This is a genomic window from Nitratireductor sp. OM-1, from assembly GCF_003296175.1.
GTDB classification, from domain to species: domain Bacteria; phylum Pseudomonadota; class Alphaproteobacteria; order Rhizobiales; family Rhizobiaceae; genus Nitratireductor; species Nitratireductor aquimarinus.
In genome coordinates, this window is record NZ_CP029208.1 from 224,170 (window position 1) to 248,822 (window position 24,653).

Here is a 24,653-nt window from a genome sequence, read left to right on the forward strand (position 1 = left end):
GGCTCGCCATCAAACCCCAGAATAGCACCATAAGCACGTGCCCGCGAACTTACGGTTTGCCACCCAAGTTTCACTTGCATCACCTTCAAGCCGGTGGAAACATGCCGCCGGGTCCGTCTTCAACGGGACGTCACAATGCGGCGCTAGAGACCGCGAATTGCCATTCGGGAGAAGTCACTATGCGAACTACCATATCCAAGCGTCTTGCCATTGCCTCGCTGACCGCATCGGCACTGGCCCTGAGCGCAGGCGCGGCGTTTGCCGATTACACGCTCAACATTCTCCATATGAACGACTGGCACAGCCGCATCGAGCCAATCAACAAATACGATTCCACCTGCTCGGCTGAAGACGATGCCGAGGGCAAGTGCTTCGGCGGCGCTGCCCGCCTCGTCACCGCCGTGGCCGAAGCGCGTCAGGCGCTGGACGGTGAAAACGTCCTGCTACTCAACGCCGGCGACAATTTCCAGGGATCGCTCTTCTACACCACCTACAAGGGCGCGGCCGAAGCCGAGTTCCTGAACCTCATGAAGACCGACGCCATGGTCGTCGGCAACCATGAGTTCGACGACGGCGAAGACGGTCTGGCGACCTTCCTCGACAAGGTCGAGTTCCCCGTGCTCGGCTCCAACGTCAAGGCCAGGGAAGCTTCCGCACTGGGCGACCGGGTGAAAGAATATCTCCTGCTCGATGTGGGCGGCGAGACAATCGCCATCGTCGGCGCGGTCGCCAATGACACGGCCGAGCTTTCCTCGCCCGGCGAGAACGTCTCCATCATCGAGGATGTGGCCGGCATCACCGCAGCCGTTGAAGCCGCCACCGCCGAGGGCGCAAACAAGGTCATCGCACTCACCCATGTGGGCTACCCGCGCGACCTCGAAGCCATCGCGAAGATCCCCGACGTCGACGTGGTTGTCGGCGGCCATTCCAACACGCTGCTTTCCAACGCCATCGAAGGCGCCGAAGGCCCCTACCCGACCATGGTCGACAATCCCGACGGCCATCAGGTGCCCGTCGTGCAGGCCGGCTCCTATTCCAAATATCTCGGCGAACTCAAGCTCACCTTCAACGATGACGGCGTGGTCACCGCCGCCACCGGCGACGTCAAGCTGATCGATGCTTCCGTCGACAAGGACGAGGCGGTCGTCGCCCGCGTGCTGGAGCTGGGCGGCCCCATCGAGGAGCTGAAGAACAAGATCGTCGCCGAAACCGCAGCCCCGGTGGATGGCAGCCGCGAGACCTGCCGCGCCGGTGAGTGCGAGATGGGCAATCTCGTGACCGACGCCATGGTCGCGCGCACCGCCGATCAGGGTGTCCAGTTCGCCATCACCAATGGCGGCGGGCTGCGCGCCTCCATCGATGGCGGCGAAGTCACCATGGGCGAGGTGCTGGGCGTGCTGCCGTTCCAGAACACGCTCGCCACCTTCCAGATCAAGGGCGAAGATGTCGTTGCCTCGCTTGAAAGCGGCGTGAGCCAGATCGAGGACGGCGCCGGGCGTTTCCCGCAGGTCTCCGGCCTGCGCTTCAGCTTCAACCCGTCCGTCGCACCCGGCGAAGGCCGCATCCAGTCCGTCGAAGTGAAGGATGGCGACGGCTGGACCGCAATCGACCCGGACGCCACCTACACGGTCGCCTCCAACAACTTCACGCGCAATGGCGGTGACGGCTACAAGCTCTTCGCCTTGAACGCCCAGAACGCCTATGACTACGGTCCGGGCCTCGAGCAGGTTCTCGCCGATTATCTGGCCGCCAACAGCCCCTACAAACCGTCTCTGGATGGCCGCATCACCAGGGTTGCCGCATCGACGATGGACAAGGCCGGCGAGACGATGGAAAAGGCCGCCGACGACGCCAAGACCATGGCTGAGGGCGTTGCCGAGAAGGCAAAGGAAGCCGTCGAAGGCGCTGTCGCAGGCGCAAAGGAGATGGCGGAGAAGGCCGCCGGTGAAGCCGACGCTGCCATGAAGAAGATGACCGAGGGCACAGAAAAGGCCACGGAAGACGCAGGCAACGCCGTCGAAAAAGCGGCCGATGATGCAGCCTCCATGGCCAAAACTGCAGCCGACAAGGCCGCAGAAGCCGCCAAGGGCGCAGCCGAAGGCGCGAAGAAGATGGCGGACGACGCCGGCGAAGCCATGGAGAAGACCGCCGATGATGCGGCCTCTGCAACCGAAGGCGCAGCCGACAAGGTCGAAGAGGTTGCCGAAAACGCAGCCGAAGCCACCGGGGAGATGGCCAGCAAGACTGCGGAAGACGCGGAAAAGATGATGGATGGTGACAAGAACACCTACACCATCGCCCGCGGCGACACGCTGTGGGAGATCGCCCGCGCGCAGTATGGCGACGCCACCAAATGGCGCGACATTGCCGATGCAAACCCGCAGATGGATCCCGGCCGGCTCAAAGTGGGCATGGTCATCACCCTGCCTGCGGCCAACTGACCCCATAAAACCCCTGAAAGCCCCGCCAAACGGCGGGGCTTTTTCATTTTTTCGCCCCTGCGGCCACGCGCTGCATTGAAAACCCGCCCGGCTTCGCTAGCTTCCCCTGCATGATCGGAGCCAAAGCATGAATCTCCCCACCACTATCGACCGTTCCGCCGCAAAGGCGGTCGGCCCCCTGCCAGCAGACCACCCGCCGGTGCGCATCGGCAAGGTTGGCGTTCTGCTCGTCAATCTCGGCACGCCTGACGGCACGGATTACGCCCCCATGCGGCGCTATCTGAAGGAATTCCTGTCGGATCGCCGCGTCATCGAATGGCCAAGAGCCATCTGGTATCCGATCCTTCACGGCATCGTGCTCAACACGCGGCCCAAGAAGTCCGGTGCGGCCTACGCGGAAATCTGGAACCACGAGCGTAACGAATCGCCCCTGCGCACCTTCACCCGCGCCCAGGGCGAAAAGCTCGCCGGGGCCCTGTCGGAGCATGAGCATGTCGTCGTCGACTGGGCCATGCGCTACGGCCAGCCCTCAATCGAGACGGTCACGAAGAGCATGATGGAACGCGGCTGCGACCGCATCGTCATGTTCCCGCTCTACCCGCAATACTCCGCCACCACCACGGCGACGGTGAACGACAAGTTCTTCGAAGCGCTCATGAAGATGCGCTTTCAGCCGGCCATCCGCACCGTGCCCTCCTATCAGGACGAGCCAGTCTATATCGAAGCGCTGGCCCGCTCCATCGAAACGCATCTGGCAAGCCTCGACTTCGAACCGGAAGTCGTCATCGCCTCCTATCACGGCATCCCGCAGAGCTATTTCCAGCGCGGCGATCCCTATCACTGCCATTGCCAGAAAACCTCGCGCCTTCTGCGCGAGCGCCTCGGCTGGGACGAGAAGAAGCTGATGACCTGCTTTCAGTCCCGCTTCGGCCCCGAAGAATGGCTCCAGCCCTACACCGACAAGACGGTCGAGAAGCTCGCGAAGGAAGGCGTAAAATCCATCGCCGTCTTCAATCCCGGCTTCGTGTCCGACTGTCTGGAGACGCTGGAAGAAATCGCCGGCGAGGCCGGAGAAATCTTCCACGAGGCCGGCGGCACGAACTTCACGCATATCCCCTGCCTCAACGACACCGAAGAAGGCATGGCTGTCATTGAAACGCTGGTGCGGCGCGAGCTGGCAGGCTGGGTATAAACCCGGCCTCGCCATCCACGCGTCACATTTGGCGCAACATATGCGCGGCGTATTCCGCCCGCAGAGCATGCATGCCCGACAATTTGAGCCGTTGGGTTATGGTTTTGCCTGCGGTTAAGGTCTTCACAAAGCGGGTTACAACCTTACAGTGCGCCACGCGATTCAATACAAGCCCCTCCGGGGCGGTTTCAGGAGCCGATAATGCCCTTCTCCGGTTTTGACATACTCATCCCCGTCCTGGTGGTCCTCGTTGTCCTGCTGCTTTTTGCAGGCATCAAGACGGTGCCGCAGGGCTTCAACTTCACGGTGGAGCGGTTTGGTCGCTACACGAAAACCCTCACCCCCGGCCTCAACATCATTGTCCCGTTCATCGACCGCGTCGGCGCGAAGATGAACATGATGGAGCAGGTGCTCGACGTCCCCACCCAGGAAGTCATCACCCGCGACAACGCCATCGTCGCCGTCGATGGCGTCGCCTTCTATCAGGTACTCACCGCCGCCGAAGCCGCCTATCAGGTTTCCGGTCTGGAAAACGCCATCCTCAACCTGACCATGACGAACATCCGCTCCGTCATGGGCTCGATGGATCTCGATGAGCTCCTGTCCAACCGCGACGCGATCAACGAAAAACTTCTGCGCATTGTCGATGACGCCGCAAGCCCGTGGGGCATCAAGATGACCCGCGTCGAGATCAAGGACATCAACCCGCCGGCCAATCTGGTTGAATCCATGGCCCGACAGATGATGGCCGAGCGCAACAAGCGCGCGCAGATCCTCGAGGCAGAAGGTCTGAAGCAGGCCGAAATCCTCGAAGCCGAAGGCCGCAAGGAAGCAGCCTTCCGCGATGCCGAGGCCCGCGAGCGCGCCGCCGAGGCAGAAGCCCGTGCAACGCAGGTCGTGTCCGACGCCATCGCCGCCGGCGACGTGCATGCGGTGAACTACTTCGTGGCCCAGAAATACACCGACGCACTGGCGACCATCGGTTCGTCCAACAACAACAAGGTCGTTCTGATGCCGCTCGAAGCCTCCTCGCTGATCGGCTCTCTCGGCGGCATCGGCGCCATCGCCCGCGAAGTCTTCAGCGATGGAAACACGGCCCCCGCCCCGAAGAACCGGGCCTCCTCAGCCCGCCCGCCGCGTACGGGTCCCGCACAGGAATAGCCCCATGATCGAGCATGTCGTCGCTGAACTCGGCCCCTGGAACTGGATGCTGCTTGGCTTTGTGCTGCTGGCGGCGGAAATCCTGGCGCCCGGCGTTTTCCTTCTGTGGATCGGCATCGCCGCAATCCTGACCGGAACGCTGTCGCTCCAGTTATGGGATGCGGCGATGTGGACCTGGCACGTGCAGGTTCTCGTCTTCCTGGCGCTGTCCCTGCTCTCGGCCTATGGCGGCAAGCGTTTCATGGATTCACGCAGAAACGAGGAGACGGATCAGCCGCTCCTCAACCGCCGCACCGAGCAGCTTGTCGGCCGCACGGCAACGCTCGAACAGGCCATCGAAAACGGCTTTGGCCGCGTCCGGCTCGATGACACGCTATGGCGCGTCGCCGGTCCTGACCTCCCGGCCGGCACGCGCGTGAAGATCGCAGCGGTGGACGGCTCCACATTGCGCGTCGAGGCAGTCTGAACCACAAATAGCCCCGGAGCCTGTAGCGTCCGGGGCTTTTTTATCTGCCATCAAAAACGCCTCTGCCACCGCCTGTTTCAGAACAGGCAGCGCTCCGGCCATCATGATCGGGACAGGGGCAGCCTGAGACCGGCATAGCCAAAGACCAGAGCCAACACGCCTTCGATCCACTTGCTGAATTTCTGGTAAGCCCGACCCAGAACACCGGTCGAAAAAAGCAGGGCGTAGCCAACATTCACCGTCAGGCCCAGAATGGCGCATCCCACGATGATCGTGAGCAGGGTGTATGACGGTGCATTCGGCCAATATGACACGCGATGGGTTCGCCCCCAATTGCAGAATTGTACCCCTTGGCATCATCCCCGCTGGCGGCACACAGCCACTAAGCGAGCGAACCGGTCAGTCCTGCTCCCCCCTTCAGCCAAACGAAAAACGCCCCGCTTGAAACGGGGCGCCTGTCAATTTCACATGGTTCTGAATTACAGCCTGTCAGATTCAGGCAGCGCCAATCCGCAGCAGGTCGTGCAGATGCACCACGCCGCAGGGCTTGCCGCCCTCCACCACCATCAGCGTGGTGATCGACGAGGAATTGACGATCTGCAGCGCGCTTTCGGCCAGCGTTTCCGGCCCAATCGTCTTCGGATCGCGGGTCATCACCTGATCCACCGTCATCGCCAGAAGCTCGCTGTCGATGTGGCGGCGCAGATCGCCGTCGGTGATGATGCCGATCAGTGCGCCATCGCCATCGGTGATGCCGACACAGCCAAAGCCCTTCTGGGTCATTTCCAGAATGGCCTCGCGCATCAGCGCACCGCTTTTCGCCAGCGGAAGCTCCGCGCCCGAATGCATGATCTGGCGCACCTGCGTCAGCTTTGCGCCCAGCTGCCCGCCGGGATGGAAAGTGCGGAAATGGTCAGCCGTAAAGCCGCGCGCCTCCAGAAGCGCCACGGCCAGCGCATCGCCGATCACCAGTTGCAGCACGGTCGAGGTGGTGGGGGCGAGCCCATGCGGGCAGGCTTCGGGAGCCCGGGGCAGACCGAGCACCACCGTTGCTTCCTTCGCCAGCGCCGAAGCCTTGCCGGCGGTGATTGCGATGATCGGAATGGCGAAGCGACGCGCATAGGCGATGATGCCATGCAGCTCGGTCGTCTCGCCCGACCACGACATGGCAAGGATGACATCGTCGCTGCCGATCATGCCGAGATCGCCATGATTGGCTTCGGCGGGATGCACGAAGAATGCCGGCGTTCCCGTGGAAGCCATGGTGGCGGCAATCTTGGAACCGATATGCCCGCTCTTGCCCACGCCGGTAACGATCAGGCGCCCCCTGATCCCGGCAACGGTGCGCACCGCTTCGGCAAAGGGTTCGGCAAGCCCGTTGTCGAGGGCTTCGGCCAGTTCTTTAAGTCCGGCGCGTTCGGTTTCAAGCGTGCGAACGGCAGAAGCGATAACGCTTTGCTGGTCCAGGTTCATGGAAGAGTCTTTCAGCATGGCATTGCCATTACCGCCTTGATGCCGCGCTGTCCATTCAGTTTGTCCATTGTGCCCGCCCCAGGCGTAGACACATGCACACAAGGTTTTGTTAACCACGATGATTTACTGCTGGGTAAGTACAATTGTGGCGTGTCTTTATAGTCTGGATCTGAATGTCTTCTCCCGGTTTCAGAGTGGGTTGGAATACGCGCATATGGCGCAGATCCACTGCGCTGGGTCTCAGTCTTTCAGCATGTGTCTACGGCGTCGCTACGGCGCAGGAAGTCAGTGGTCTGCGCGGGCTCGTTTCCGAAACAGACATCACCTCTTCCATACAGAGTGGCGCTGGTGCGGAAACGGGCCTGCCCGCCCCGCGCTATGAACCCGTCACGCCGAGCCCGTCGGGCGATCCGGCTTCTGCGGAAGCGCCAGCCGAAACCAGCAACAGCCGTTCCAGCCGCACACCATCGACCGCCATCGCGCGCGAGCGCGCCCGCGAGGCGCGCAACCTTCCCGCGCAGGCCGGCCAGACGCCGCTCGACGGTGTCGTCACCAATGGCATTCCCGAAGGCGTTCTGGACGAGACCGACGGCGTCGACCGGGCTGACAGCACGGACGCCCTCAACCCCCGCGTCGGCGCCATCGAGAGTAATTTTCAGGCTTCGGAAGAAAATCCCTATGCGCCGCTCGGCCTGCGCGTCGGCACGTTCACCGTCACCCCCACGCTCGAACAGGGCGTGACCTGGACCACGAATGCCGATTCCAGCCCTGGCAGCGGCGAGGCGGCGATCTCGGAGACCACGCTCCGGCTCAACGCCGTGTCCGACTGGGCGCGCCACGCTGCCACCATCGACGCTTACGGCATCTACCGCAAATCCGTTTCGGGCGAAGCGGTTTCAGACATCGAAGGCGGCATCGATGGCGCGTTGCGTTTCGATCTGGCGGGCGACTATACGGCGCTTGCCAGCCTCGGTTACACGATCAGCCCGGAATCCGCCTCCTCCCCCGTCGTCATCGTCGGGGTCGAAGACCGGCCGCTGCGCCACATCATCGACGGCAGCCTTGGCCTCTCCAAGGATCTCGGCAAGCTGCGGCTGAGCGCCACCGGCTCCCTGACGCGCGAGCATTATGGCGACGCCACGCTCATCAATGGCAGCACGCTTTCGCAGAAAGAGCGCAACTCGACGCTGGCCACGCTGCGCCTGCGCACCGGCTATGCCATCTCGCCAGCCCTTGCACCCTTCATCGAAGGCGAGATCGGTCGTCGCTTCTACGATGAAGAGAGAGACAGCGCCGGCTATGAGCGTTCGGCCACACGCTTCGCCGCCCGCGCCGGCGTCATGGTCGACATTGAAGAAAAACTGTCCGGCGAAGCCTCCATCGGCTGGGTCGCAGAAGACATCGACGACGACCGCCTCAACACGGTTTCAGGGCTTGCGCTTGCCGCCGCGCTCAACTGGTCGCCGCAGCGCGGCACCGATGTGCGCCTCGACGCCTCGACCACGATTGAAGGCACCACCGATCCCGGTGACAGCGGCTCGATTCTTCACTCGGGAACCCTGCGGGTGGAACGCCAGATCCGCGCCAATCTGACGGCCGAGGCCGCCGCCGGACTTTCCTGGCGCGACTATGAAAATGGCGGGCACGATCTGACGATGAACGGCGAAGCCGGCATGACCTGGTGGCTCAACCGCACGCTCGGCCTCACCGGTCGGGCGCGTTACGAGAAACGCACCAGCAGCCTCCCCAGCCGGGAGTATGACGCAAGCAGCGTCTTCCTCGGCGTGCGCATGCAGCGCTAGATTCCTGGGCGTCCATTCGGACGCAGGGTGATCCGGGAAAATCAGTTTTCCAGAATTCGGTGCGGAATTTCCGCAAAAAAGACAAAACGCCGCCATTTCGGAGAAAATGACGGCGTTTTTCAAAATTGCGTCAGACGCGGCCGGAGGCCTCTACGACGCGCAGCACATGCTCGCGCAGATCGGGGCGTTCCAGCGCGAAAGCGAGGTTCGCTTCCACGAAACCTTCCGGCGAACCACAGTCGAATGTGCGGCCCGTGAAGGGGAAACCGTGGAAGGGCTGATTCTTCAGAAGTTTCAGCATGGCGTCGGTCAACTGGATCTCGCCACCCGCACCGCGCTCCTGCTCGGCGAGAAGGTCAAAGATCTCCGGTCGCAGGATGTAACGGCCATTGATGTAGAAGTTCGACGGCGCATCCTCGGGCTTCGGCTTCTCCACCATGGCGTTGATTTCGAACCCACCGGCAACCGTATCGCCGCGACCGACGATGCCGTATTTGTGGGTCTGCGAGGGCTCGCACTCTTCGACGGAGACAACGTTTCCGTCCGTCTTTTCAAAGAGTTCCACCATCTGCGACAGGCAGCCCCTGGGCGACTGCATGATCATGTCGGGCAGAAGAAGCGCGAAGGGCTCATTGCCCACCAGTTCACGCGCACACCAGACGGCGTGACCAAGGCCCAGCGGCTCCTGCTGACGGGTGAAGCTGGTCTGGCCGGGCAGCGGCTGCATGCTGTGCAGGCGGTCGAGAACCTCGTTCTTGCCGCGCCGCTCCAGTGTGTCGTACAATTCGACCTGAATGTCGAAGTGATCTTCAATGACCGCCTTGTTGCGTCCGGTCACAAAAATGAAGTGCTCAATGCCGGCTTCGCGGGCCTCATCGACGACATACTGGATCACGGGCTTATCGACGACAGTCAGCATTTCCTTGGGGATTGCCTTGGTGGCCGGAAGAAAACGCGTTCCCAGACCAGCGACAGGAAATACCGCTTTGCGAAGTTTCGTCATCAGAAATCTATCCCCGAAAGGTTGAAATGAAGGCGTTTGGCGCTGCCTTAGCAACGTCGGATTGATGTTTCCTGAATGAATGCGCGTATATCGTGACAAGTTCCGGAGAACCCGATCACGGACATTAACAGCATGGTAAACGTTTTTCTAACCGGGACCTGCCATGGAAAGGCTGGACTACCTGTAACGGAGATCGTGATGTTGTTCCGCTTGCCCCCACGAAACCTCGTCGCGACGTTGATCGCTTCTTTCGTGCTCGCATTTACCGTAACCCTCCAGCCGGCCAGCGCCGATGCCGGCTTCCAGCGCTGGGTCCAGCAGTTTCGCGCTGTTGCGATCAAGAACGGCGTTTCCGGCGCCACCTATGACCGCGCCTTTCGCGGCATCACCGCCCCCGATCCGGAGGTACTGGAGAAAGCCCGCTACCAGCCCGAATTCCGCGCCGAGGCGTGGGAATATTTCGACAACCGCGTTCAGGCCGACGCCATCCAGCGCGGCCAGCAGCTCGCCCGCCAGTGGAAACCCTGGCTCGACCGCATCGAAAGCCAGTACGGCGTCAGCCGCTATGTGCTGCTCGCCATCTGGTCGATCGAATCGAACTATGGCGAAGTGCTGAAGAACGAACGCGTCATGCGCAGTGTGCCGCGCTCGCTGGCCACCCTCGCCTATGCCGACAAGCGCCGCGCCAAATTTGCCCGCCAGCAGCTCATCGCCGCGCTCAAGATCCTGCAGAGCGGCGACATTGATGTTGGCCACCTGACCGGCTCCTGGGCCGGCGCGATGGGCCACACGCAGTTCATCCCCACCAGCTATCAGGCCTATGCGGTCGACATGGACGGCAATGGCCGCCGCGACATCTGGACCTCGATCCCGGACGCCCTTGCCACCGCAGCAAACCTGCTGCGCCGCAATGGCTGGCGCACCGGCGAAACCTGGGGCTATGAAACGGCTGCGCTGCCAGGCGGACGCAAGTTCCCGGGCGGCAACATGTCGCTTGCCCGCTGGGCTTCCATCGGCGTCGTGCGCGCCAATGGCAAGCCTTTCCCGCGTCCGAACGACAGCGCCGAGCTGAAGGTCCCGGACGGTCGCGCAGGCCCCGCCTTCCTCGTGACCAAGAATTTCCAGGTCATCAAGCGCTACAACAATTCAGACAAATACGCGCTTGCCGTGGGCCTTCTTGCCGACGAAATCGCCGGCTATGGCGGCCTCGTGCGTGACTGGAATCGTCCGTTCGAACGTCTCAGCTACAACGAGACGGAAGAACTGCAGCGCCGCCTTGGTGCGCTTGGCTATTATGACGGCCCCATCGATGGCAAGATCGGCTCCGGATCGCGCGCCGCGATCCGCGCCTTCCAGTCCCGCAACGGAATGCAGGAAGACGGCCATCCGGGCAAGGAAGTGCTCCGCCGCCTGCGCGGGAACTGACCGGAGACAATTGACCGGAGACAGGGGAAACAGGACATGAAAACGGACAGGGCAGAGGCAGGACGAGAAGGCGGCAAACGCTTCGTCATTGCCATCATCTCGTTAAGCCTCGCCCTGCCCGTTATCCTCTCCACGCCCTCGCCTGCCGGGGCCCAGGAGAGAAGTCGCGGCCTTCTGGATTTCCTGTTCGGCGGGCGGGCGCGCCAACGCGAGCCCGAGCGCCCTGCGGTGCGGCAACCCAGCCAGCGCCGCAGCCAGCCGGCCACGCGAAGTCCCAGCCGCTCGACAACACGCGCCGCACCCCGCCAGCCAACGACGCCTCCACCGCCGCCGGAAGTGGAGAAGCTTGAGAATGCACGCACAGTGCTGGTCGTTGGCGACTTTATGGCCGGAGGGCTCGCAGAGGGCCTGAGCGACGCATATGCAGAGTCTCCCGGTGTGCGCGTGATCAATCGCAGCAACGGTTCGTCCGGCTTTGTGCGCGACGACTATTATGACTGGAATGCCGAGATTTCGGGCATTCTGGAAGAGGTTTCCCCGACCGTCGTGATCGTGATGATCGGCTCCAACGACCGGCAGCAACTGCGCATCGACGGTCAGCGCGAGGCCCCGCGCTCGGAGGCCTGGCTCGCCGAATACACCGACCGCGTCAAGACCTTCGCGGCGGCCATCGAAGAAAAGCAGATCCCGCTCGTGTGGAGCGGCTTACCGGCCTTCAAATCATCGACCATGTCGTCCGACATGCTGGCTTTCAACGACATCTACAAGACCACAGTGGAGAGCATAGGCGGCACATTCGTCGACATCTGGGACGGTTTCGTGGATGAAAACGGGGCCTTCATCTTTACCGGGCCGGACATGAACGGGCAACCGGTGCGGCTGCGCGGCAGCGATGGCATCAACCTGACGCGTTCCGGCAAGCGCAAGGTGGCCTTCTATGTCGAGAAACCGCTGAACAAGCTTCTCGGCGAAGCCATTTCGCCCGATATCGGCGAGGTCGGCATCGAGAACCTGCCAAGCCTCGTTCTCTTCCCCGAAGAGCCCACACCTGTCGACCGGACCGTGCCGATCTCGCTGTCTGACCCGGCGCTCGATGGCGGGCTGGAGTTGATGGGTGCCGTGGTGGAGCCGATCGGGCGACAGCAGCGCAGTGACGAAGCGGAAGCCGACAGCGCCACATCAAGTCAGCCCGGCCGCGCCGACAATTTCTCGTTACGTCCGGTCGCACCAGTGGCAGAAAAGAAAACGCCGCCGCAGCCAGAAGCCACGGTGACGCCCTGATCTCATCCAGATCTCTTCGGGGCTCGCAGATCACTGCAGGCAGGTGGGATCACCTGACGCCCGCATGATGCGTGGAATGACGCGATGGGGCACCGACTTCGAGGCCCCTTCTTCCCGCGCGCGGGGAGAAGGTGAGGATGAGGGGCGAGCGCCAGGTTCTGCCAACCCCACAATATGAGGAGATTTTCTTGCACCGCGTCAGCCCCTCATCCCCCTGCCGGGACCTTCTCCCCGCTAGCAGGGAGAAGGGGGCCGTCATCCACCTGGAGCATCCTTTGTGCGTCTAAATGGACGCACGGCGCCCTAACGCGGCAGGACCGAACTGCCCATGAGGAACGAGTCAATCGCGTGGGCGGCCTGACGCCCCTCGCGGATCGCCCAAACCACCAGAGACTGACCGCGCCGCGCATCGCCCGCTGCAAACAGACGGTCGATGGTGGTGCGATACTCACGGTCGTCAGCATTGACGTTCACAGAGTTGCGGCGGTCGATATCGGTTTTCAGCCGGTCGCCAAACTCGGACAGAACGCCTGTTTCCAGCGGGCCGGAAAAGCCGATGGCGATGAAGGCGAGATCTGCGCGAATGACGAATTCCGTGCCCGGAACGGGTTTGCGCTTCTCGTCCACCTGACAGCATTTCACACCGGTCAGAACGCCATCCTCACCAACGAATTCAAGCGTCGCCACCTGGAATTCGCGATCGGCGCCTTCGGCCTGTGAAGAGGAGGTGCGCATCTTCGTCGCCCAATAGGGCCAGACGGCAAGCTTGTCTTCCTTCTCCGGCGGACGCGGGCGGATGTCGAGCTGGGTGACGCGCACCGCGCCCTGACGGAAGGCCGTGCCGACGCAATCCGATGCGGTGTCACCACCACCGACGACAACCACATGCTTGCCGCCGGCAAGGATGGGCTCGGCCGCCCATGCGACGGACTGAATATCCTCACCGCCCACACGCCGGTTCTGCTGAACCAGATAGGGCATGGCGTCGTGAACGCCGTGGAATTCGCCGCCGGGAATGCCGGCCGGGCGCGGGCGCTCCGAGCCACCGCAGTAGAGAACGGCGTCGTGCTCGGCCAGAAGCTCTTCCACCGGCTTGTCCACGCCGACATTGACACCGCAATGGAAGGTCACGCCTTCGCCCTGCATCTGCTCGATGCGGCGGTCGATATAGTGTTTTTCGATCTTGAAGTCGGGAATGCCGTAGCGCATCAGGCCGCCCGGCCGGCTTTCGCGCTCATAGACATGGACCTGATGACCGGCGCGCCCGAGCTGCTGGGCAGCGGCCATGCCGGCCGGGCCGGAGCCGATGATGGCGACCTTCTTGCCGGTCGTGTGGTCGGCCGGATAGGGCCGCACGAAACCGGCCTCATAGGCCTTGTCGGCAATGGCCTGCTCGACCGTCTTGATGGCGACGGGAATGTCTTCGAGATTGAGCGTGCAGGCTTCCTCGCAGGGTGCAGGGCAGATGCGGCCCGTCCACTCCGGGAAGTTGTTGGTGGAGTGCAGATTGCGGATCGCCTCTTCCCAGTCGCCATTATAGACGAGGTCGTTCCAGTCAGGGATCTGGTTGTGGACCGGGCAGCCTGTCGGGCCGTGGCAATAGGGAATGCCGCAATCCATGCAGCGCGCGGCCTGTTTCTCGACTTCCCTGTCCGACATGGGCAGCGTGAATTCGCGGAAATGGCGAATGCGGTCGGACGCCGGCTGGTACTTGTGCACCTGACGGTCGATTTCGAGAAAACCTGTAACCTTACCCATCGAGTAAACCCCGTTATTTTAGAGCTTCGAACCGAAAAGCGGATACCGTTTTCCGGTTGTTCCGATGCCCCAACAATAATTCAGATCGTCCTTTGTGCGCCCCGGTGGACGCATGGCGATCTAGTGAAGTGCCGGAAGTCCGAGGACATCCTCGCACCGTGCAATCCAGCGGGTGAGCGCCCTGCGCCCGTCGAGTTCAAAGCCCCCCTGAGGGGCAAGCCGCGTGTAGCCGAGGAGCGCGATATCGGCGATGGTGAGCCCGTCACCGACAAAGAAATCGCGCGTGTTCAGCGCCTCGTCCATCAAATCGAGCGCGGCCTCGCCCCGCTCGACCTTCAACGGATCGCGCGCTTCAACCGGCTCCTTGCGGTAGAACACCTGAAAGCGCGCACCGGCCACATTGGGCTCATGGAAGTTCTGCTCCCAGAACATCCACTGATCGATTTCCGCCTGGGCAAACGCGTCTTCGGGCAAAAGCGCCGAACCGCGCGCCAGATAGCGGATGATTGCGCCCGACTGGCCAAGCGTGCGCCCGTCATCGAACCGCACGACCGGCACCTGCCCAAAGGGCGACATGGCGAGAAACGCGTCCGTGCGGCTCTCGCCAGCCATGAGGTCGAGCTCATGCCAGCGATAGGGCAGACCGAGATGGTCCGCCGTGTATCTGACCTTCAGGCAATTGCCCGAATTCCGGTCGCCAAAAACATCCATGGGCAACAGATCTCCAGAACCCACGGCTATTCCGCCGCCAGACCGAGCTTCATGCGCTCCATTTCTTCCAGTGCACGGCGGTACTCGACCGGCATCACCTTGCGGAATTTGGGACGGTATTCCGCCCAATGATCCAGAATGGCGCGCGCCCGCTCGGAGCCCGTGTAGTGGAGATGGTTGGAGATAAGCTGCGCCAGACGCTCTTCATCATGCCGGGTCATGTCGCCGGTAACGTCGACACGGCCCTTGTGCATGAGGTCACCGCCATGGTGGTGCAGCTTTTCGAGGATGTCGTCCTCCTCCGGCACCGGCTCCAGCTCGACCATGGCCATGTTGCAGCGCTCGGCGAAGTCGCCCGCCTCATCCAGCACATAGGCAACGCCGCCGGACATGCCGGCCGCGAAGTTGCGGCCCGTCTGACCGAGCACGACCACCACGCCGCCCGTCATGTATTCGCAGCCATGATCGCCGACGCCCTCGACAACGGCGACCGCACCCGAATTGCGCACGGCAAAACGCTCGCCCGCAACGCCGCGGAAATAGCATTCACCCTCGGTTGCGCCGTAAAGCACCGTGTTGCCGACAATGATGGAGTCTTCCGCGACAATGCGGGAATCGTCCGTCGGGCGGATGACGATGCGCCCGCCGGAAAGGCCCTTGCCGACATAATCATTGGCGTCGCCCTCAAGCCTGAACGAAACACCGCGCGCCAGAAACGCGCCGAAGGACTGACCGGCCGTGCCCGTGAGGCGCACGTCGATGGTGTTTTCCTTCAGGCCCTTGTGGCCGTAGCGCTTGGCGACCGCGCCCGACAGCATCGCGCCGGCCGACCGGTCGGTGTTGCAGATCGGGAAGTCGAGCGACACGGGCTCGCGGTTTTCAAGAGCCGGCCTTGCCGCCTCGATGAGCTTGCGGTCGAGCACATCATCGATGGGATGCTCCTGACGCTCGGTCCAGTGAATGGCCTCGCGCGGGGCATCGGGCTTGTAGAAGATCTTCGTGAAATCGAGGCCACGCGCCTTCCAGTGCGCGATCATGCCGTCCTTTTCGAGAAGGTCGGACTGGCCGACGATATCGTCGAGCTTCGTGTAGCCCATCTCGGCGAGATACTGGCGCACCTCTTCCGCGACGTAGAAGAAGTAGTTGATCACATGCTCGGGCGTGCCCTTGAAGCGCTTGCGCAGCACCGGGTCCTGCGTGGCGACGCCAACGGGGCAGGTGTTCAGGTGGCACTTGCGCATCATGATGCAGCCGGCGGCGATCAGCGGTGCGGTGGAGAAGCCATATTCGTCGGCGCCCAGCAGCGCGCCGATGATGACATCGCGACCGGTCTTCAGCCCGCCATCGACCTGCAGCGCGACGCGCGAGCGCAGACCGTTCAGCACCAGGGTCTGGTGCGTTTCGGCAAGGCCCATCTCCCACGGGCTGCCCGCATGCTTGATGGAGGTGAGCGGCGAAGCGCCGGTGCCGCCATCATAGCCGGAAATGGTGATGTGGTCGGCGCGCGCCTTGGCGACGCCGGCGGCCACCGTGCCCACGCCAACCTCGGAGACGAGCTTGACGGACACATCCGCATCCGGATTGACGTTCTTCAGGTCGAAGATGAGCTGCGCCAGATCCTCAATGGAATAGATGTCGTGGTGCGGCGGCGGCGAAATGAGCCCGACGCCCGGCGTGGAGTGACGCACCTTGGCGATGGTGGCGTCGACCTTGTGGCCGGGAAGCTGACCGCCCTCGCCCGGCTTTGCGCCCTGCGCCACCTTGATCTGCATCATGTCGGAATTGACGAGATATTCGGTGGTGACGCCGAAACGGCCGCTGGCGATCTGCTTGATGGAGGAGCGCTCCGGGTTCATCGAACCGTCGGGCATCGGCAGATAGCGATCAGGCTCCTCGCCGCCCTCGCCCGTGTTCGACTTGCCGCCCAGCGCGTTCATGGCGCGCGCCAGCGTGGTGTGCGCCTCGCGGCTGATGGAGCCGAAGGACATGGCGCCGGTGGAGAACCGCTTGACGATCTCGGCTGCGGGCTCGACCTCATCCAGCGAGACCGGCTTGCGGCCTGTATCCTTCGCCTTCCTGACAGCGAACAGGCCGCGAATGGACTTGGCGTCGGCTGCCTGCCCGTCGACCATTTTCGCAAATTCGCGATAGGTCTCCCAGGACTTGCCGCGCACGGCATGCTGGAGGGAGGCGACGGCGTCGGGCGACCAGATGTGGGATTCGCCACGCATGCGGAAATTGTATTCACCGCCCACTTCCAGCGCGCTCTTCAACACCGGGTCCGCGCCAAAGGCGGCGGCATGGCGGCCAACCGTCTCGGCGGAAATCTCGTCCAGACCGACACCTTCGATGGTGGTGGCGGTGTTGGTGAAGAAGTGCTCGATGAAGTCGCTTTCCAGACCCACGGCGTCAAAGATCTGCGCACCGCAATAGGACTGGTAGGTGGAGATGCCCATCTTGGACATCACCTTGAGGATGCCCTTGCCGATGGCCTTGATGTAACGCTGGACCACTTCCTGTGTGTCGACCTCCGGCGGGAAATCGCCGGCCTTGTGCATGGACAGAAGCGTGTCGAAGGCAAGGTAGGGGTTGATCGCCTCCGCGCCGTAGCCCGCCAGGCAGCAGAAGTGGTGCACTTCGCGCGGCTCGCCGGATTCGACCACGAGGCCAACCGCCGTGCGCAGACCCTTGCGGATCAGGTGGTGGTGAACGGCGGCCGTTGCCAGAAGCATCGGGATGGCGATGCGGTCCGGGCCGATCTGGCGGTCGGACAGGATGATGATGTTGTAGCCGCCGGCAACCGCAGCCTCGGCGCGGTCGCAGACGCGCTCCAGCGCACCGCGCATGCCGGCAGCACCCTCGCCCGCCGCATAGGTGACGTCGATGGTCTTGGTGTCGAACCGGTCTTCGGTGTGGCCGATGGAGCGGATCTTCTCCAGATCGCCATTGGTGAGGATGGGCTGGCGCACCTCAAGCCGCTTGCGGCGTGAAGAGCCGACCAGATCGAAAATGTTGGGGCGCGGGCCGATGAAGGAGACGAGGCTCATCACCAGTTCTTCGCGGATCGGATCGATCGGCGGGTTGGTGACCTGCGCAAAGTTCTGCTTGAAATAGGTGTAGAGCAGCTTGGGCTTGTCGGACATGGCCGAGATCGGCGTGTCGGTGCCCATGGAGCCGATGCCTTCCTGGCCGGTCGTGGCCATGGGCGCCATCAGCATCTTCGTGTCTTCCTGCGTGTAGCCGAAAGCCTGCTGGAGATCGAGCTGGGCCACATCCTTGCGCAGGGCGCGCGGTTCGACCGGCTTCAGGTCTTCAAGGATGAGCTGGGTGTTGTCGAGCCACTTCTTGAAAGGATGCCTGGTGGCGATGGCCGCCTTCACATCCTCGTCGGAGATGATGCGGCCTTCCTTCATGTCGATCAGAAGCATGCGGCCGGGCTGGAGACGCCACTTGCTGACGATCTTGTCTTCGGGAACCACGAGCGCGCCGGCTTCCGAAGCCATGATGACGCGGTCGTCATCCGTGACCACATAGCGGGCCGGGCGAAGGCCGTTGCGGTCAAGCGTTGCGCCGATCTGAATGCCGTCGGTAAAGGCCACGGCAGCCGGGCCATCCCACGGCTCCATTAACGCGGCGTGGTATTCGTAGAACGCCTTGCGCTCGTCGCTCATCAGACGGTTGCCCGCCCAGGCTTCCGGGATCAGCATCATCATCGAATGGACGAGCGAATAACCGCCCTGGAACAGGAATTCGAGCGCGTTGTCGAAGCAGGCCGTGTCGGACTGGCCCTCATAGGAAATGGGCCAGAGCTTGGAAATGTCGTTGCCGAACAGCTCCGAATCCACCGAGGCCTGACGCGCGGCCATCCAGTTGACGTTGCCACGCACCGTGTTGATCTCGCCATTGTGGGCGACCATGCGATAGGGGTGCGCGAGTTCCCAGGAGGGGAACGTGTTGGTCGAAAAGCGCTGGTGAACGAGCGCCAGCGCCGTTTCAAAACGCGGGTCTTTCAGGTCGCTGTAATAAGCGCCGAGCTGATAGGCGAGGAACATGCCCTTGTAGACAATGGTGCGCGCCGACAGCGACACGGTGTAGAAACCTTTGATGCCGCCCTCAAGCTCCTCGCGCACGCGGCCCGAAATGACCTTGCGCAGAATATAGAGACGACGCTCGAAATCCTCCTCATCGTGAATGCCCGCGCCACGGCTGACGAAGATCTGGCGGTGGACGGGCTCGGAAGCGGCAATGTCGGGCGCCTTGGAAAGGCAGGCATTGTCGACCGGCACATCACGGAAGCCGATCAGCTCCTGGCCTTCCGAGCGCACCACATCGGCGATGATGTCGTAGATCTGTTTGCGCAGCTCCGCATCGCGCGGCATGAAGAAGTGACCGACGCCATAATGGCCGGGCTCCGGCAGTTCGACGCCGCGCTCCGCCCATTCCTCCCGATAGAGGCGGTCGGGGATCTGCATCAGCATGCCCGCGCCATCGCCGACCAGCGGATCAGCACCCACCGCGCCGCGATGGGTCAGGTTTTCGAGCATGGCCAGGCCATCGCGCACGATATCATGCGAGCGACTGCCCTTCATATGCGCGACGAAGCCGACGCCGCAGGCATCGCGCTCATTGCGGGGATCGTAAAGCCCCTGCGCAGCGGGCACGCCCGGCGCGGACATCTTCACGGTGCGTTTGACGGCGGCCGTTTCGGCCTCGTTGGCCGGCCCGAACCCGGTCGAAAAAGAGGGCGTCATTTCCGTCATCGCAAATCCTCACATTCTAGAGCCCGGGGCAAGCCTCCCTGGGCGGTCGTTCAGTCGCCAGAAAGCCCTTGCGGCCTTCCGGGGTGTATGCACGGCATTTCCATTTAGAAGCCGGAGCAACGCTACCGATATGCTCCGGCGCGTGTTCTTGTTCTTGGGCGGGCATCCCTGCCTGTGCTCCGGTCATTGCCGGACCGCCTTTGTTGCACCGGTCGTTCGCAACACTATCACGAGCGCAAAAGCCACGCTGAGGCGCTGGCAACCGAACTGCACAACAATAGGACAGCACTGCTGTCTTATTCGCTGAAATGCCAGAAATACCAACACCAGACAAGACGGAAATGCAAATTTTTTGCGCAAAACACGAAATAAAATACCTAAACTGCAAGTATTGATGACATTTTGATAAACCGCCGCAGAATATCCTGTCAGGCGCAAAAATCACCGCAACATCTCATCCGAAGGGCTTGAACCGGAGCATCGAAGCGCGCAATCTCCCGCCGCCACTGCTTATTTTGGGGTCAAAAGAGAGATCTGCCGCATGAATTTCGCCTCCGACAACTGGGCCGGCGCCCACCCGCAAATCGCCGAAGCGCTCGTCACCAATGCAGGCGGCTTTGCGCCGGCCTATGGAACCAGCGAGCTGGACAAACGGGTGGAGAAGATGTTCAGCGACATCTTCGAACGCGAGGTGGCGGTGTTTTTCGTCGGAACGGGAACGGCGGCAAACAGCCTGTCGCTCACCTGGGCCTCGAAACCCGGCGGGGTCGCCTTCTGCCATTCGGAAGCGCACGCCATTGATGATGAGGGCGGCGCACCGGAATATCTGACCGGCGGCGCGCGCCTGAAGGGCGTGGCAGGCCGGCTTGGCCGCATGGACCCGAACGCGCTCGACGCAGCGATCCGCGAGCACCCGGCCCAGTTCGTGCACGCCGGGCAGCCCATGGCCGCCTCGATCACGCAGGCGACCGAGATCGGCACACTCTATTCACTGGAACAGATCGAAGAGATCGCCGGCATCTGCCGCGAAGCGGGCATTCCGCTGCATCTGGACGGCGCGCGCTTTGCCAATGCGCTCGTGTCACTGGACACGACGCCGGCCGAGATGACCTGGAAGCGCGGCGTGGAGATTGCCTCTTTCGGCGGCACGAAGAATGGCTGCTGGTGCGCGGAAGCGATCATCGTGTTCGATCCGGCGAAGATCGGCCAGATGCACTTCCTGCGTAAGCGCGCCGCACAGCTCTTCTCCAAGTCGCGTTTCATCGCGGCGCAGTTCGAGGCCTATTTCCGTGACGACCTCTGGCTGAAGAATGCGCGCCACGCCAACGCGATGGCCGCGGAGCTCGCAACCGCCATCTCCAATGCCGATGGCGCGCGCCTTGCCTGGCAGCCGCAGGCCAATGAAGTGTTTGCGCTCATGAAGGATGAGAAGGCCCAGGCGCTTCAGGCCGCGGGCGCGCAGTTCTATCCCTGGAAGCCACCGCTCTCATTCGCAGGCGAAATGACGGCGGGCGACACGCTCTATCGTTTCGTCACAAGCTTCGCCACCGAGGCCGCCGACATCCAGAAGTGCGCGGAAGCATTGAAGGCCTGAGCAACACGGCGCGCGCGGCACGACAACAACCCCAGGGTCAGGGCCCAACGATAAACCCCAACGATAAACAAAGCCTCACACGCAAGTGATGCCGGCTCGCGCGCGCTTGATTTCCAAGTGAACGATCCCTCTGAAAAAACGGGTCCTGCCGGGACGGAACCCCGGTTTCGACAGGACCCGAGAGGAGATCATTCATGTCCACCAAAACCGCACTCACCGCCGCCTATATCGCCGGAACGGTCGCAGCCGCCCTTTCGGTCGGCACGCTGGCCACCACCACGGCCGCCCAGGCCCAGGAAAAAGAAAAGTGCTATGGCGTGTCCATGGCCGGCAAGAACGATTGCGCGGCCGGACCCGGCACCACCTGCGCCGGCACCTCAAAGGTCGATTACCAGGGCAATGCCTGGAAATATGTCGATGCCGGCACCTGCGCCACGATGGAACTGCCCGGCGAGCGCATGGGTTCGCTTGAGCCGCTTGAGCGCGACATGCCCTCCTGATCCAGCCAGCATGATCTGACCTGACACCAAATGCCGGGAGGCGACCTCATGGCACGCGAAGCAAAACCCCTTTCCGCAATCCAGAGCCGCTTTCCGGCATTTCCCCCCGCTGATGCCTCCACTGGTGCCCCCGCTGGCCGGGCCGGTGCGAGTTTCAAGCCGCAGCATTTCGACGCAATCGCTGAAAACCCTGCGTCAGTGGGTTTCGTGGAAGTACACGCAGAAAACTATATGGGCGCGGGCGGCCCGCCGCACGCCGCGCTGACCCAAATCCGCAACATGCTGCCCGTCTCGTTACACGGCGTGTGCATGTCGATTGGCGGCCTCGACCCGCTCGACCCCGAACATCTTCAACGCTTTGCCGGGCTGGTGGAGCGCTACGAACCCTTCAAAGTGTCGGAGCATCTGGCATGGTCGACCCATGACGATGTGTTTTTCAACGACCTGCTGCCCCTGCCCTACACCGATGAGACGCTTGCACGGGTGTGCGAGCACATCGATCAGGTGCAGGAAGCCATCGGCAGGCCGATGTTTTTGGAAAACCCGTCCACCTACGTCCTTTTCTCTGAATCCGAATGGCGGGAAACGGATTTCCTCCGCGAGATCGTAAAGCGCACGGGCTGCGGGCTGCTGCTCGACATCAACAATGTGTTCGTTTCCGCGACCAATCACGGCTTCAGCGCCACGGAGTATCTCGCCGATTTCCCGCTGGCGCATGTGGGAGAAATTCACCTTGCCGGCCATGACGAACAGGAAGACGACGAGGGTGCGCCGCTGCTGATCGACAGCCATGACCGACCGGTCGCCGACCCGGTCTGGAGCCTTTATGAAACGGTGATCACCGCATGTGGCCCCGTCGACACGCTGATCGAATGGGATGCGGACATTCCCGACTGGCCGGTTCTGCAATCCGAGGCGGCGGCGGCTGAACGCATTCTCGACCGTTATCGCACCCTCGAGCCGGAAGAAAAACGCCATGCGCTCCATTCCTGAAGCCATGAGACAGGGCCCGGCGCAGCCCTATGACGACGCCTTTGGCGCCGTGCTGCTCAACCCGGAGCGCGCCACGCCGCAGGGCGTGAGCGGCCCGCACGGCAAGGCGGCGATCAAGCGCTTCAACGTCTATCGCAACAATGTCACCCATAGTCTCGTAACCGCGCTTTCAGAAATCTTTCCGGCGGTCGCCATGATCCTGGGGGATGAGAATTTCCGCATGATCGCACGGGAATTTCTGCGCGTGCATCCACCGCGCTCACGCCTCGTCTTCGAATACGGGCACGGGTTCGGCGATTTTCTGGCCGGGTTCGAGCCGATTCGGCATCTGAAATATCTGCCCGACGTGGCGCGGCTGGAACGCGCCTGGCTCGACGCCTTCCACGCAGCCGACCGCACACCGCTCGCGCCCGCCGATCTCGCTGCCCTGCCGCCGGAAGCGCTTGCAACAGCCCGTTTCACGCCGCACCCGGCCATGCATCTCATAGGCTCGGACTATGCGGTGCATACGATCTTCACGGCGCATCGCACGGGGCCGATGCCTGATCGCATCGACGCGGGTATTGCCGAAGCAGCGCTGGTGACCCGGCCCGCACTTGATGTGCAGGTGCGCGAGCTCGACCGGGGCCAGTTCACCTTTCTGAAGGCGCTCGCCAATGGCGCAGCGCTGCAACAGGCGGCCGGGGCGGCGCTTGAAGCCGACCCCGGTTTCGATCTATCCGCCGCCATCGCCCTGATGCTCGAAAGCGGCGCATTCGAGACATGCCAGGCAGGCAATGACAGTCAGAACAAGGATGAAAGCCCGTGATCCACGCAATCCAGATGCTTCATGCGCGCGTTTTCTCCACCCTTGAGCGAGTGCTCGATGGCTGGTTTCCGGGCCTTGCCGCGCGCTTCGCCTTCTTCGCCGTTCTCTATTTCTACTTCCTGAATTCGGCCCGCACGAAGGTGGGCGACGGCCTGCTCGGCTTCTTCAGCGTCGCAGACGGGGCCTATTACCAGATCGCGCTGCCGGCGGTGGAGGCTGCGGGCGGCGATGTTTCAGCCGTGCCCTTCATCCCATGGGGCGCAATCGTGTGGGCCGGCACCTATGCAGAGTTTGTCCTGCCGCTCCTGATCGTGATCGGGCTTTTCACCCGGATTGCCGCACTCGGCATGATCGGTTTCGTGCTGGTGCAGTCCTATGTGGACATTGCCGTGCACAAGGTGGGCGCGGAGACCGCCGGCGCGTGGTTCGACCGCTTCTCCGACGGGCTGATCTGGGACCAGCGGACGCTCTGGGTGTTTCTGCTGCTTTATCTTGTGGTGAAGGGTGCGGGACGCATCTCGCTGGATGCCGTTCTTGGCCGCAAATTCGCGATCACTGCCTGAAAACACAAAAGCGGCGCCACACGGGCGCCGCCATCATTCAAACTCTTATCCGTTTGCTTTTAGCACATCGGGTGTGCCCTCAGTCCGAAGCCTTAGTGGGTCCTGGCCTCGATCTCCTTCGTTTCCTTCGCCGAAGCGATGGGAATACGGCGCGGCTTCATCTCCTCGGGGATGTTGCGCGTGAGATCGATGTGAAGGAGCCCGTTTTCAAGGTTGGCGCCCGTCACTTCGACATGGTCGGCGAGCTGGAAGCGGCGCTCGAAGCTGCGTGCGGCGATGCCGCGATAAAGCAGTTCGCCTTCGCTTTTCTGCTCGGCGTTCTTCTCACCCTTGACGGTGAGCACATTGCGATGGGCCTCGATGGAGATGTCCTCATCGCCAAAGCCGGCGACGGCCATCGAGATGCGGTAGGAATCATCGCCCGTGCGCTCGATATTGTAGGGCGGATAGGTCTGGCTGCCCTCGGGCTGGGCCAGCGTATCGAGCATGCCAAAGAGCCGGTCGAAGCCGACGGTGGAACGATAGAGAGGCGAAAAATCAACGTGACGCATGGTCTGTTCTCCAGTTGAGCAACATTGCGTTATGGCCATTTTCGGAAACCCGCTTCGGGCGTTTCCCGCTGGCCAGCGACCCCGTTCTGGCGGCCGCAGAAGATATATGGGAACCCCAAAAATCGGGTTCAAGAGCCCGTCGATTTCAGATGAACGGCGGATGAACGGGCC

General features: G+C 62.5%; 19 protein-coding genes. 12 read left to right on the forward strand and 7 right to left on the reverse strand.

Annotated elements, in window-relative coordinates; all coding sequences use genetic code 11:
• Positions 1–179: 179 nt before the first annotated feature.
• From DEJ54_RS01015 to DEJ54_RS01030, 4 genes are all read left to right on the forward strand, one after another.
• Complete coding sequence (locus tag DEJ54_RS01015) at positions 180–2,441, forward strand: 5'-nucleotidase C-terminal domain-containing protein (RefSeq protein WP_113152923.1); 2,262 nt, start codon at positions 180–182, stop codon at positions 2,439–2,441.
• Between the two features lie 127 nt (positions 2,442–2,568).
• Positions 2,569–3,633, forward strand: a complete 1,065-nt coding sequence (hemH, locus tag DEJ54_RS01020; protein WP_113152924.1) for a ferrochelatase — start codon at positions 2,569–2,571, stop codon at positions 3,631–3,633.
• Positions 3,634–3,834: 201 nt separating this feature from the next.
• On the forward strand, positions 3,835–4,794 hold the full coding sequence (locus DEJ54_RS01025) for an SPFH domain-containing protein (protein ID WP_113152925.1): 960 nt from the start codon (positions 3,835–3,837) through the stop codon (positions 4,792–4,794).
• Between the two features lie 4 nt (positions 4,795–4,798).
• Entirely contained in the window at positions 4,799–5,260 is a 462-nt protein-coding gene (locus DEJ54_RS01030) for an NfeD family protein (RefSeq protein WP_113152926.1), read from the forward strand.
• Between the two features lie 101 nt (positions 5,261–5,361).
• Here DEJ54_RS01030 and DEJ54_RS01035 read toward each other — a convergent pair whose 3' ends face one another.
• Both DEJ54_RS01035 and DEJ54_RS01040 read right to left on the reverse strand, forming a co-directional pair.
• Positions 5,362–5,574, reverse strand: coding sequence for a hypothetical protein (locus tag DEJ54_RS01035; protein WP_113152927.1), 213 nt, complete (start codon positions 5,572–5,574; stop codon positions 5,362–5,364).
• 181 nt (positions 5,575–5,755) lie between these two features.
• The gene (locus tag DEJ54_RS01040; RefSeq protein ID WP_113152928.1) at positions 5,756–6,751 is read right to left on the reverse strand and encodes an SIS domain-containing protein; all 996 of its coding nucleotides are present in this window, start codon (positions 6,749–6,751) and stop codon (positions 5,756–5,758) included.
• 176 nt (positions 6,752–6,927) lie between these two features.
• Here DEJ54_RS01040 and DEJ54_RS01045 point away from each other — a divergent pair, with 176 nt between their 5' ends.
• Entirely contained in the window at positions 6,928–8,535 is a 1,608-nt protein-coding gene (locus tag DEJ54_RS01045; protein ID WP_245447656.1) for an outer membrane beta-barrel protein, read from the forward strand.
• Positions 8,536–8,665: 130 nt separating this feature from the next.
• Here the strand turns inward: DEJ54_RS01045 and galU are convergent, their stop codons facing one another.
• Positions 8,666–9,538, reverse strand: coding sequence for a UTP--glucose-1-phosphate uridylyltransferase GalU (gene galU, locus DEJ54_RS01050; protein WP_113152930.1), 873 nt, complete (start codon positions 9,536–9,538; stop codon positions 8,666–8,668).
• Positions 9,539–9,736: 198 nt separating this feature from the next.
• Here galU and DEJ54_RS01055 point away from each other — a divergent pair, with 198 nt between their 5' ends.
• Together DEJ54_RS01055 and DEJ54_RS01060 are read left to right on the forward strand one after the other, a co-directional pair.
• Positions 9,737–10,963 (forward strand): lytic murein transglycosylase, encoded by a 1,227-nt coding sequence (locus DEJ54_RS01055; RefSeq protein ID WP_113152931.1) that lies wholly within the window; start codon positions 9,737–9,739, stop codon positions 10,961–10,963.
• Between the two features lie 36 nt (positions 10,964–10,999).
• Positions 11,000–12,244: a DUF459 domain-containing protein gene (locus tag DEJ54_RS01060; RefSeq protein WP_113152932.1), complete on the forward strand. Its 1,245-nt coding sequence runs from the start codon at positions 11,000–11,002 to the stop codon at positions 12,242–12,244.
• A 303-nt stretch (positions 12,245–12,547) separates the two neighbouring features.
• Here the strand turns inward: DEJ54_RS01060 and DEJ54_RS01065 are convergent, their stop codons facing one another.
• From DEJ54_RS01065 to gltB, 3 genes are all read right to left on the reverse strand, one after another.
• A complete protein-coding gene (locus DEJ54_RS01065; protein WP_113152933.1) occupies positions 12,548–14,002 on the reverse strand; it encodes a glutamate synthase subunit beta in 1,455 nt (484 codons plus the stop codon).
• 120 nt (positions 14,003–14,122) lie between these two features.
• Complete coding sequence (locus DEJ54_RS01070; protein WP_113152934.1) at positions 14,123–14,713, reverse strand: glutathione S-transferase family protein; 591 nt, start codon at positions 14,711–14,713, stop codon at positions 14,123–14,125.
• Positions 14,714–14,739: 26 nt separating this feature from the next.
• Complete coding sequence (gene gltB, locus DEJ54_RS01075; protein WP_113152935.1) at positions 14,740–19,473, reverse strand: glutamate synthase large subunit; 4,734 nt, start codon at positions 19,471–19,473, stop codon at positions 14,740–14,742.
• 541 nt (positions 19,474–20,014) lie between these two features.
• On the opposite strand from gltB, the gene DEJ54_RS01080 reads away from it, so the two are divergent.
• The 5 genes from DEJ54_RS01080 (at position 20,015) to DEJ54_RS01100 (ending at position 23,931) form a co-directional block, all read left to right on the forward strand.
• Positions 20,015–21,067, forward strand: coding sequence for a low specificity L-threonine aldolase (locus DEJ54_RS01080; RefSeq protein WP_113152936.1), 1,053 nt, complete (start codon positions 20,015–20,017; stop codon positions 21,065–21,067).
• A 194-nt stretch (positions 21,068–21,261) separates the two neighbouring features.
• A complete protein-coding gene (locus DEJ54_RS01085) occupies positions 21,262–21,567 on the forward strand; it encodes a DUF2282 domain-containing protein (protein WP_113152937.1) in 306 nt (101 codons plus the stop codon).
• 48 nt (positions 21,568–21,615) lie between these two features.
• Positions 21,616–22,560 (forward strand): DUF692 family multinuclear iron-containing protein, encoded by a 945-nt coding sequence (locus DEJ54_RS01090; RefSeq protein WP_113152938.1) that lies wholly within the window; start codon positions 21,616–21,618, stop codon positions 22,558–22,560.
• Positions 22,544–23,368: a DNA-binding domain-containing protein gene (locus tag DEJ54_RS01095; protein ID WP_113152939.1), complete on the forward strand. Its 825-nt coding sequence runs from the start codon at positions 22,544–22,546 to the stop codon at positions 23,366–23,368. Before DEJ54_RS01090 ends, DEJ54_RS01095 begins: the two co-directional genes overlap by 17 nt.
• 14 nt (positions 23,369–23,382) lie before the next feature.
• The gene (locus tag DEJ54_RS01100; protein ID WP_113156003.1) at positions 23,383–23,931 is read left to right on the forward strand and encodes a DoxX family protein; all 549 of its coding nucleotides are present in this window, start codon (positions 23,383–23,385) and stop codon (positions 23,929–23,931) included.
• Between the two features lie 92 nt (positions 23,932–24,023).
• Here DEJ54_RS01100 and DEJ54_RS01105 read toward each other — a convergent pair whose 3' ends face one another.
• Entirely contained in the window at positions 24,024–24,482 is a 459-nt protein-coding gene (locus DEJ54_RS01105) for an Hsp20 family protein (protein WP_113152940.1), read from the reverse strand.
• Positions 24,483–24,653: the final 171 nt, after the last annotated feature.

Excerpts from the sequence above, each read along its gene's own strand:
- DEJ54_RS01090 (WP_113152938.1), top strand. The coding sequence starts at position 21,616 with ATGGCACGCGAAGCAAAACCCCTTTCCGCAATCCAGAGCCGCTTTCCG.
- DEJ54_RS01095 (WP_113152939.1), top strand. The coding sequence starts at position 22,544 with ATGCGCTCCATTCCTGAAGCCATGAGACAGGGCCCGGCGCAGCCCTAT.
- hemH (WP_113152924.1), top strand. The coding sequence starts at position 2,569 with ATGAATCTCCCCACCACTATCGACCGTTCCGCCGCAAAGGCGGTCGGC.
- DEJ54_RS01025 (WP_113152925.1), top strand. The coding sequence starts at position 3,835 with ATGCCCTTCTCCGGTTTTGACATACTCATCCCCGTCCTGGTGGTCCTC.
- DEJ54_RS01105 (WP_113152940.1), bottom strand. The coding sequence starts at position 24,482 with ATGCGTCACGTTGATTTTTCGCCTCTCTATCGTTCCACCGTCGGCTTC.
- DEJ54_RS01100 (WP_113156003.1), top strand. The coding sequence starts at position 23,383 with ATGCTTCATGCGCGCGTTTTCTCCACCCTTGAGCGAGTGCTCGATGGC.
- DEJ54_RS01015 (WP_113152923.1), top strand. The coding sequence starts at position 180 with ATGCGAACTACCATATCCAAGCGTCTTGCCATTGCCTCGCTGACCGCA.
- DEJ54_RS01080 (WP_113152936.1), top strand. The coding sequence starts at position 20,015 with ATGAATTTCGCCTCCGACAACTGGGCCGGCGCCCACCCGCAAATCGCC.
- DEJ54_RS01055 (WP_113152931.1), top strand. The coding sequence starts at position 9,737 with ATGTTGTTCCGCTTGCCCCCACGAAACCTCGTCGCGACGTTGATCGCT.
- DEJ54_RS01085 (WP_113152937.1), top strand. The coding sequence starts at position 21,262 with ATGTCCACCAAAACCGCACTCACCGCCGCCTATATCGCCGGAACGGTC.
- DEJ54_RS01040 (WP_113152928.1), bottom strand. The coding sequence starts at position 6,751 with ATGCTGAAAGACTCTTCCATGAACCTGGACCAGCAAAGCGTTATCGCT.
- DEJ54_RS01030 (WP_113152926.1), top strand. The coding sequence starts at position 4,799 with ATGATCGAGCATGTCGTCGCTGAACTCGGCCCCTGGAACTGGATGCTG.
- DEJ54_RS01060 (WP_113152932.1), top strand. The coding sequence starts at position 11,000 with ATGAAAACGGACAGGGCAGAGGCAGGACGAGAAGGCGGCAAACGCTTC.
- DEJ54_RS01070 (WP_113152934.1), bottom strand. The coding sequence starts at position 14,713 with ATGGATGTTTTTGGCGACCGGAATTCGGGCAATTGCCTGAAGGTCAGA.
- galU (WP_113152930.1), bottom strand. The coding sequence starts at position 9,538 with ATGACGAAACTTCGCAAAGCGGTATTTCCTGTCGCTGGTCTGGGAACG.
- DEJ54_RS01065 (WP_113152933.1), bottom strand. The coding sequence starts at position 14,002 with ATGGGTAAGGTTACAGGTTTTCTCGAAATCGACCGTCAGGTGCACAAG.
- gltB (WP_113152935.1), bottom strand. The coding sequence starts at position 19,473 with ATGACGGAAATGACGCCCTCTTTTTCGACCGGGTTCGGGCCGGCCAAC.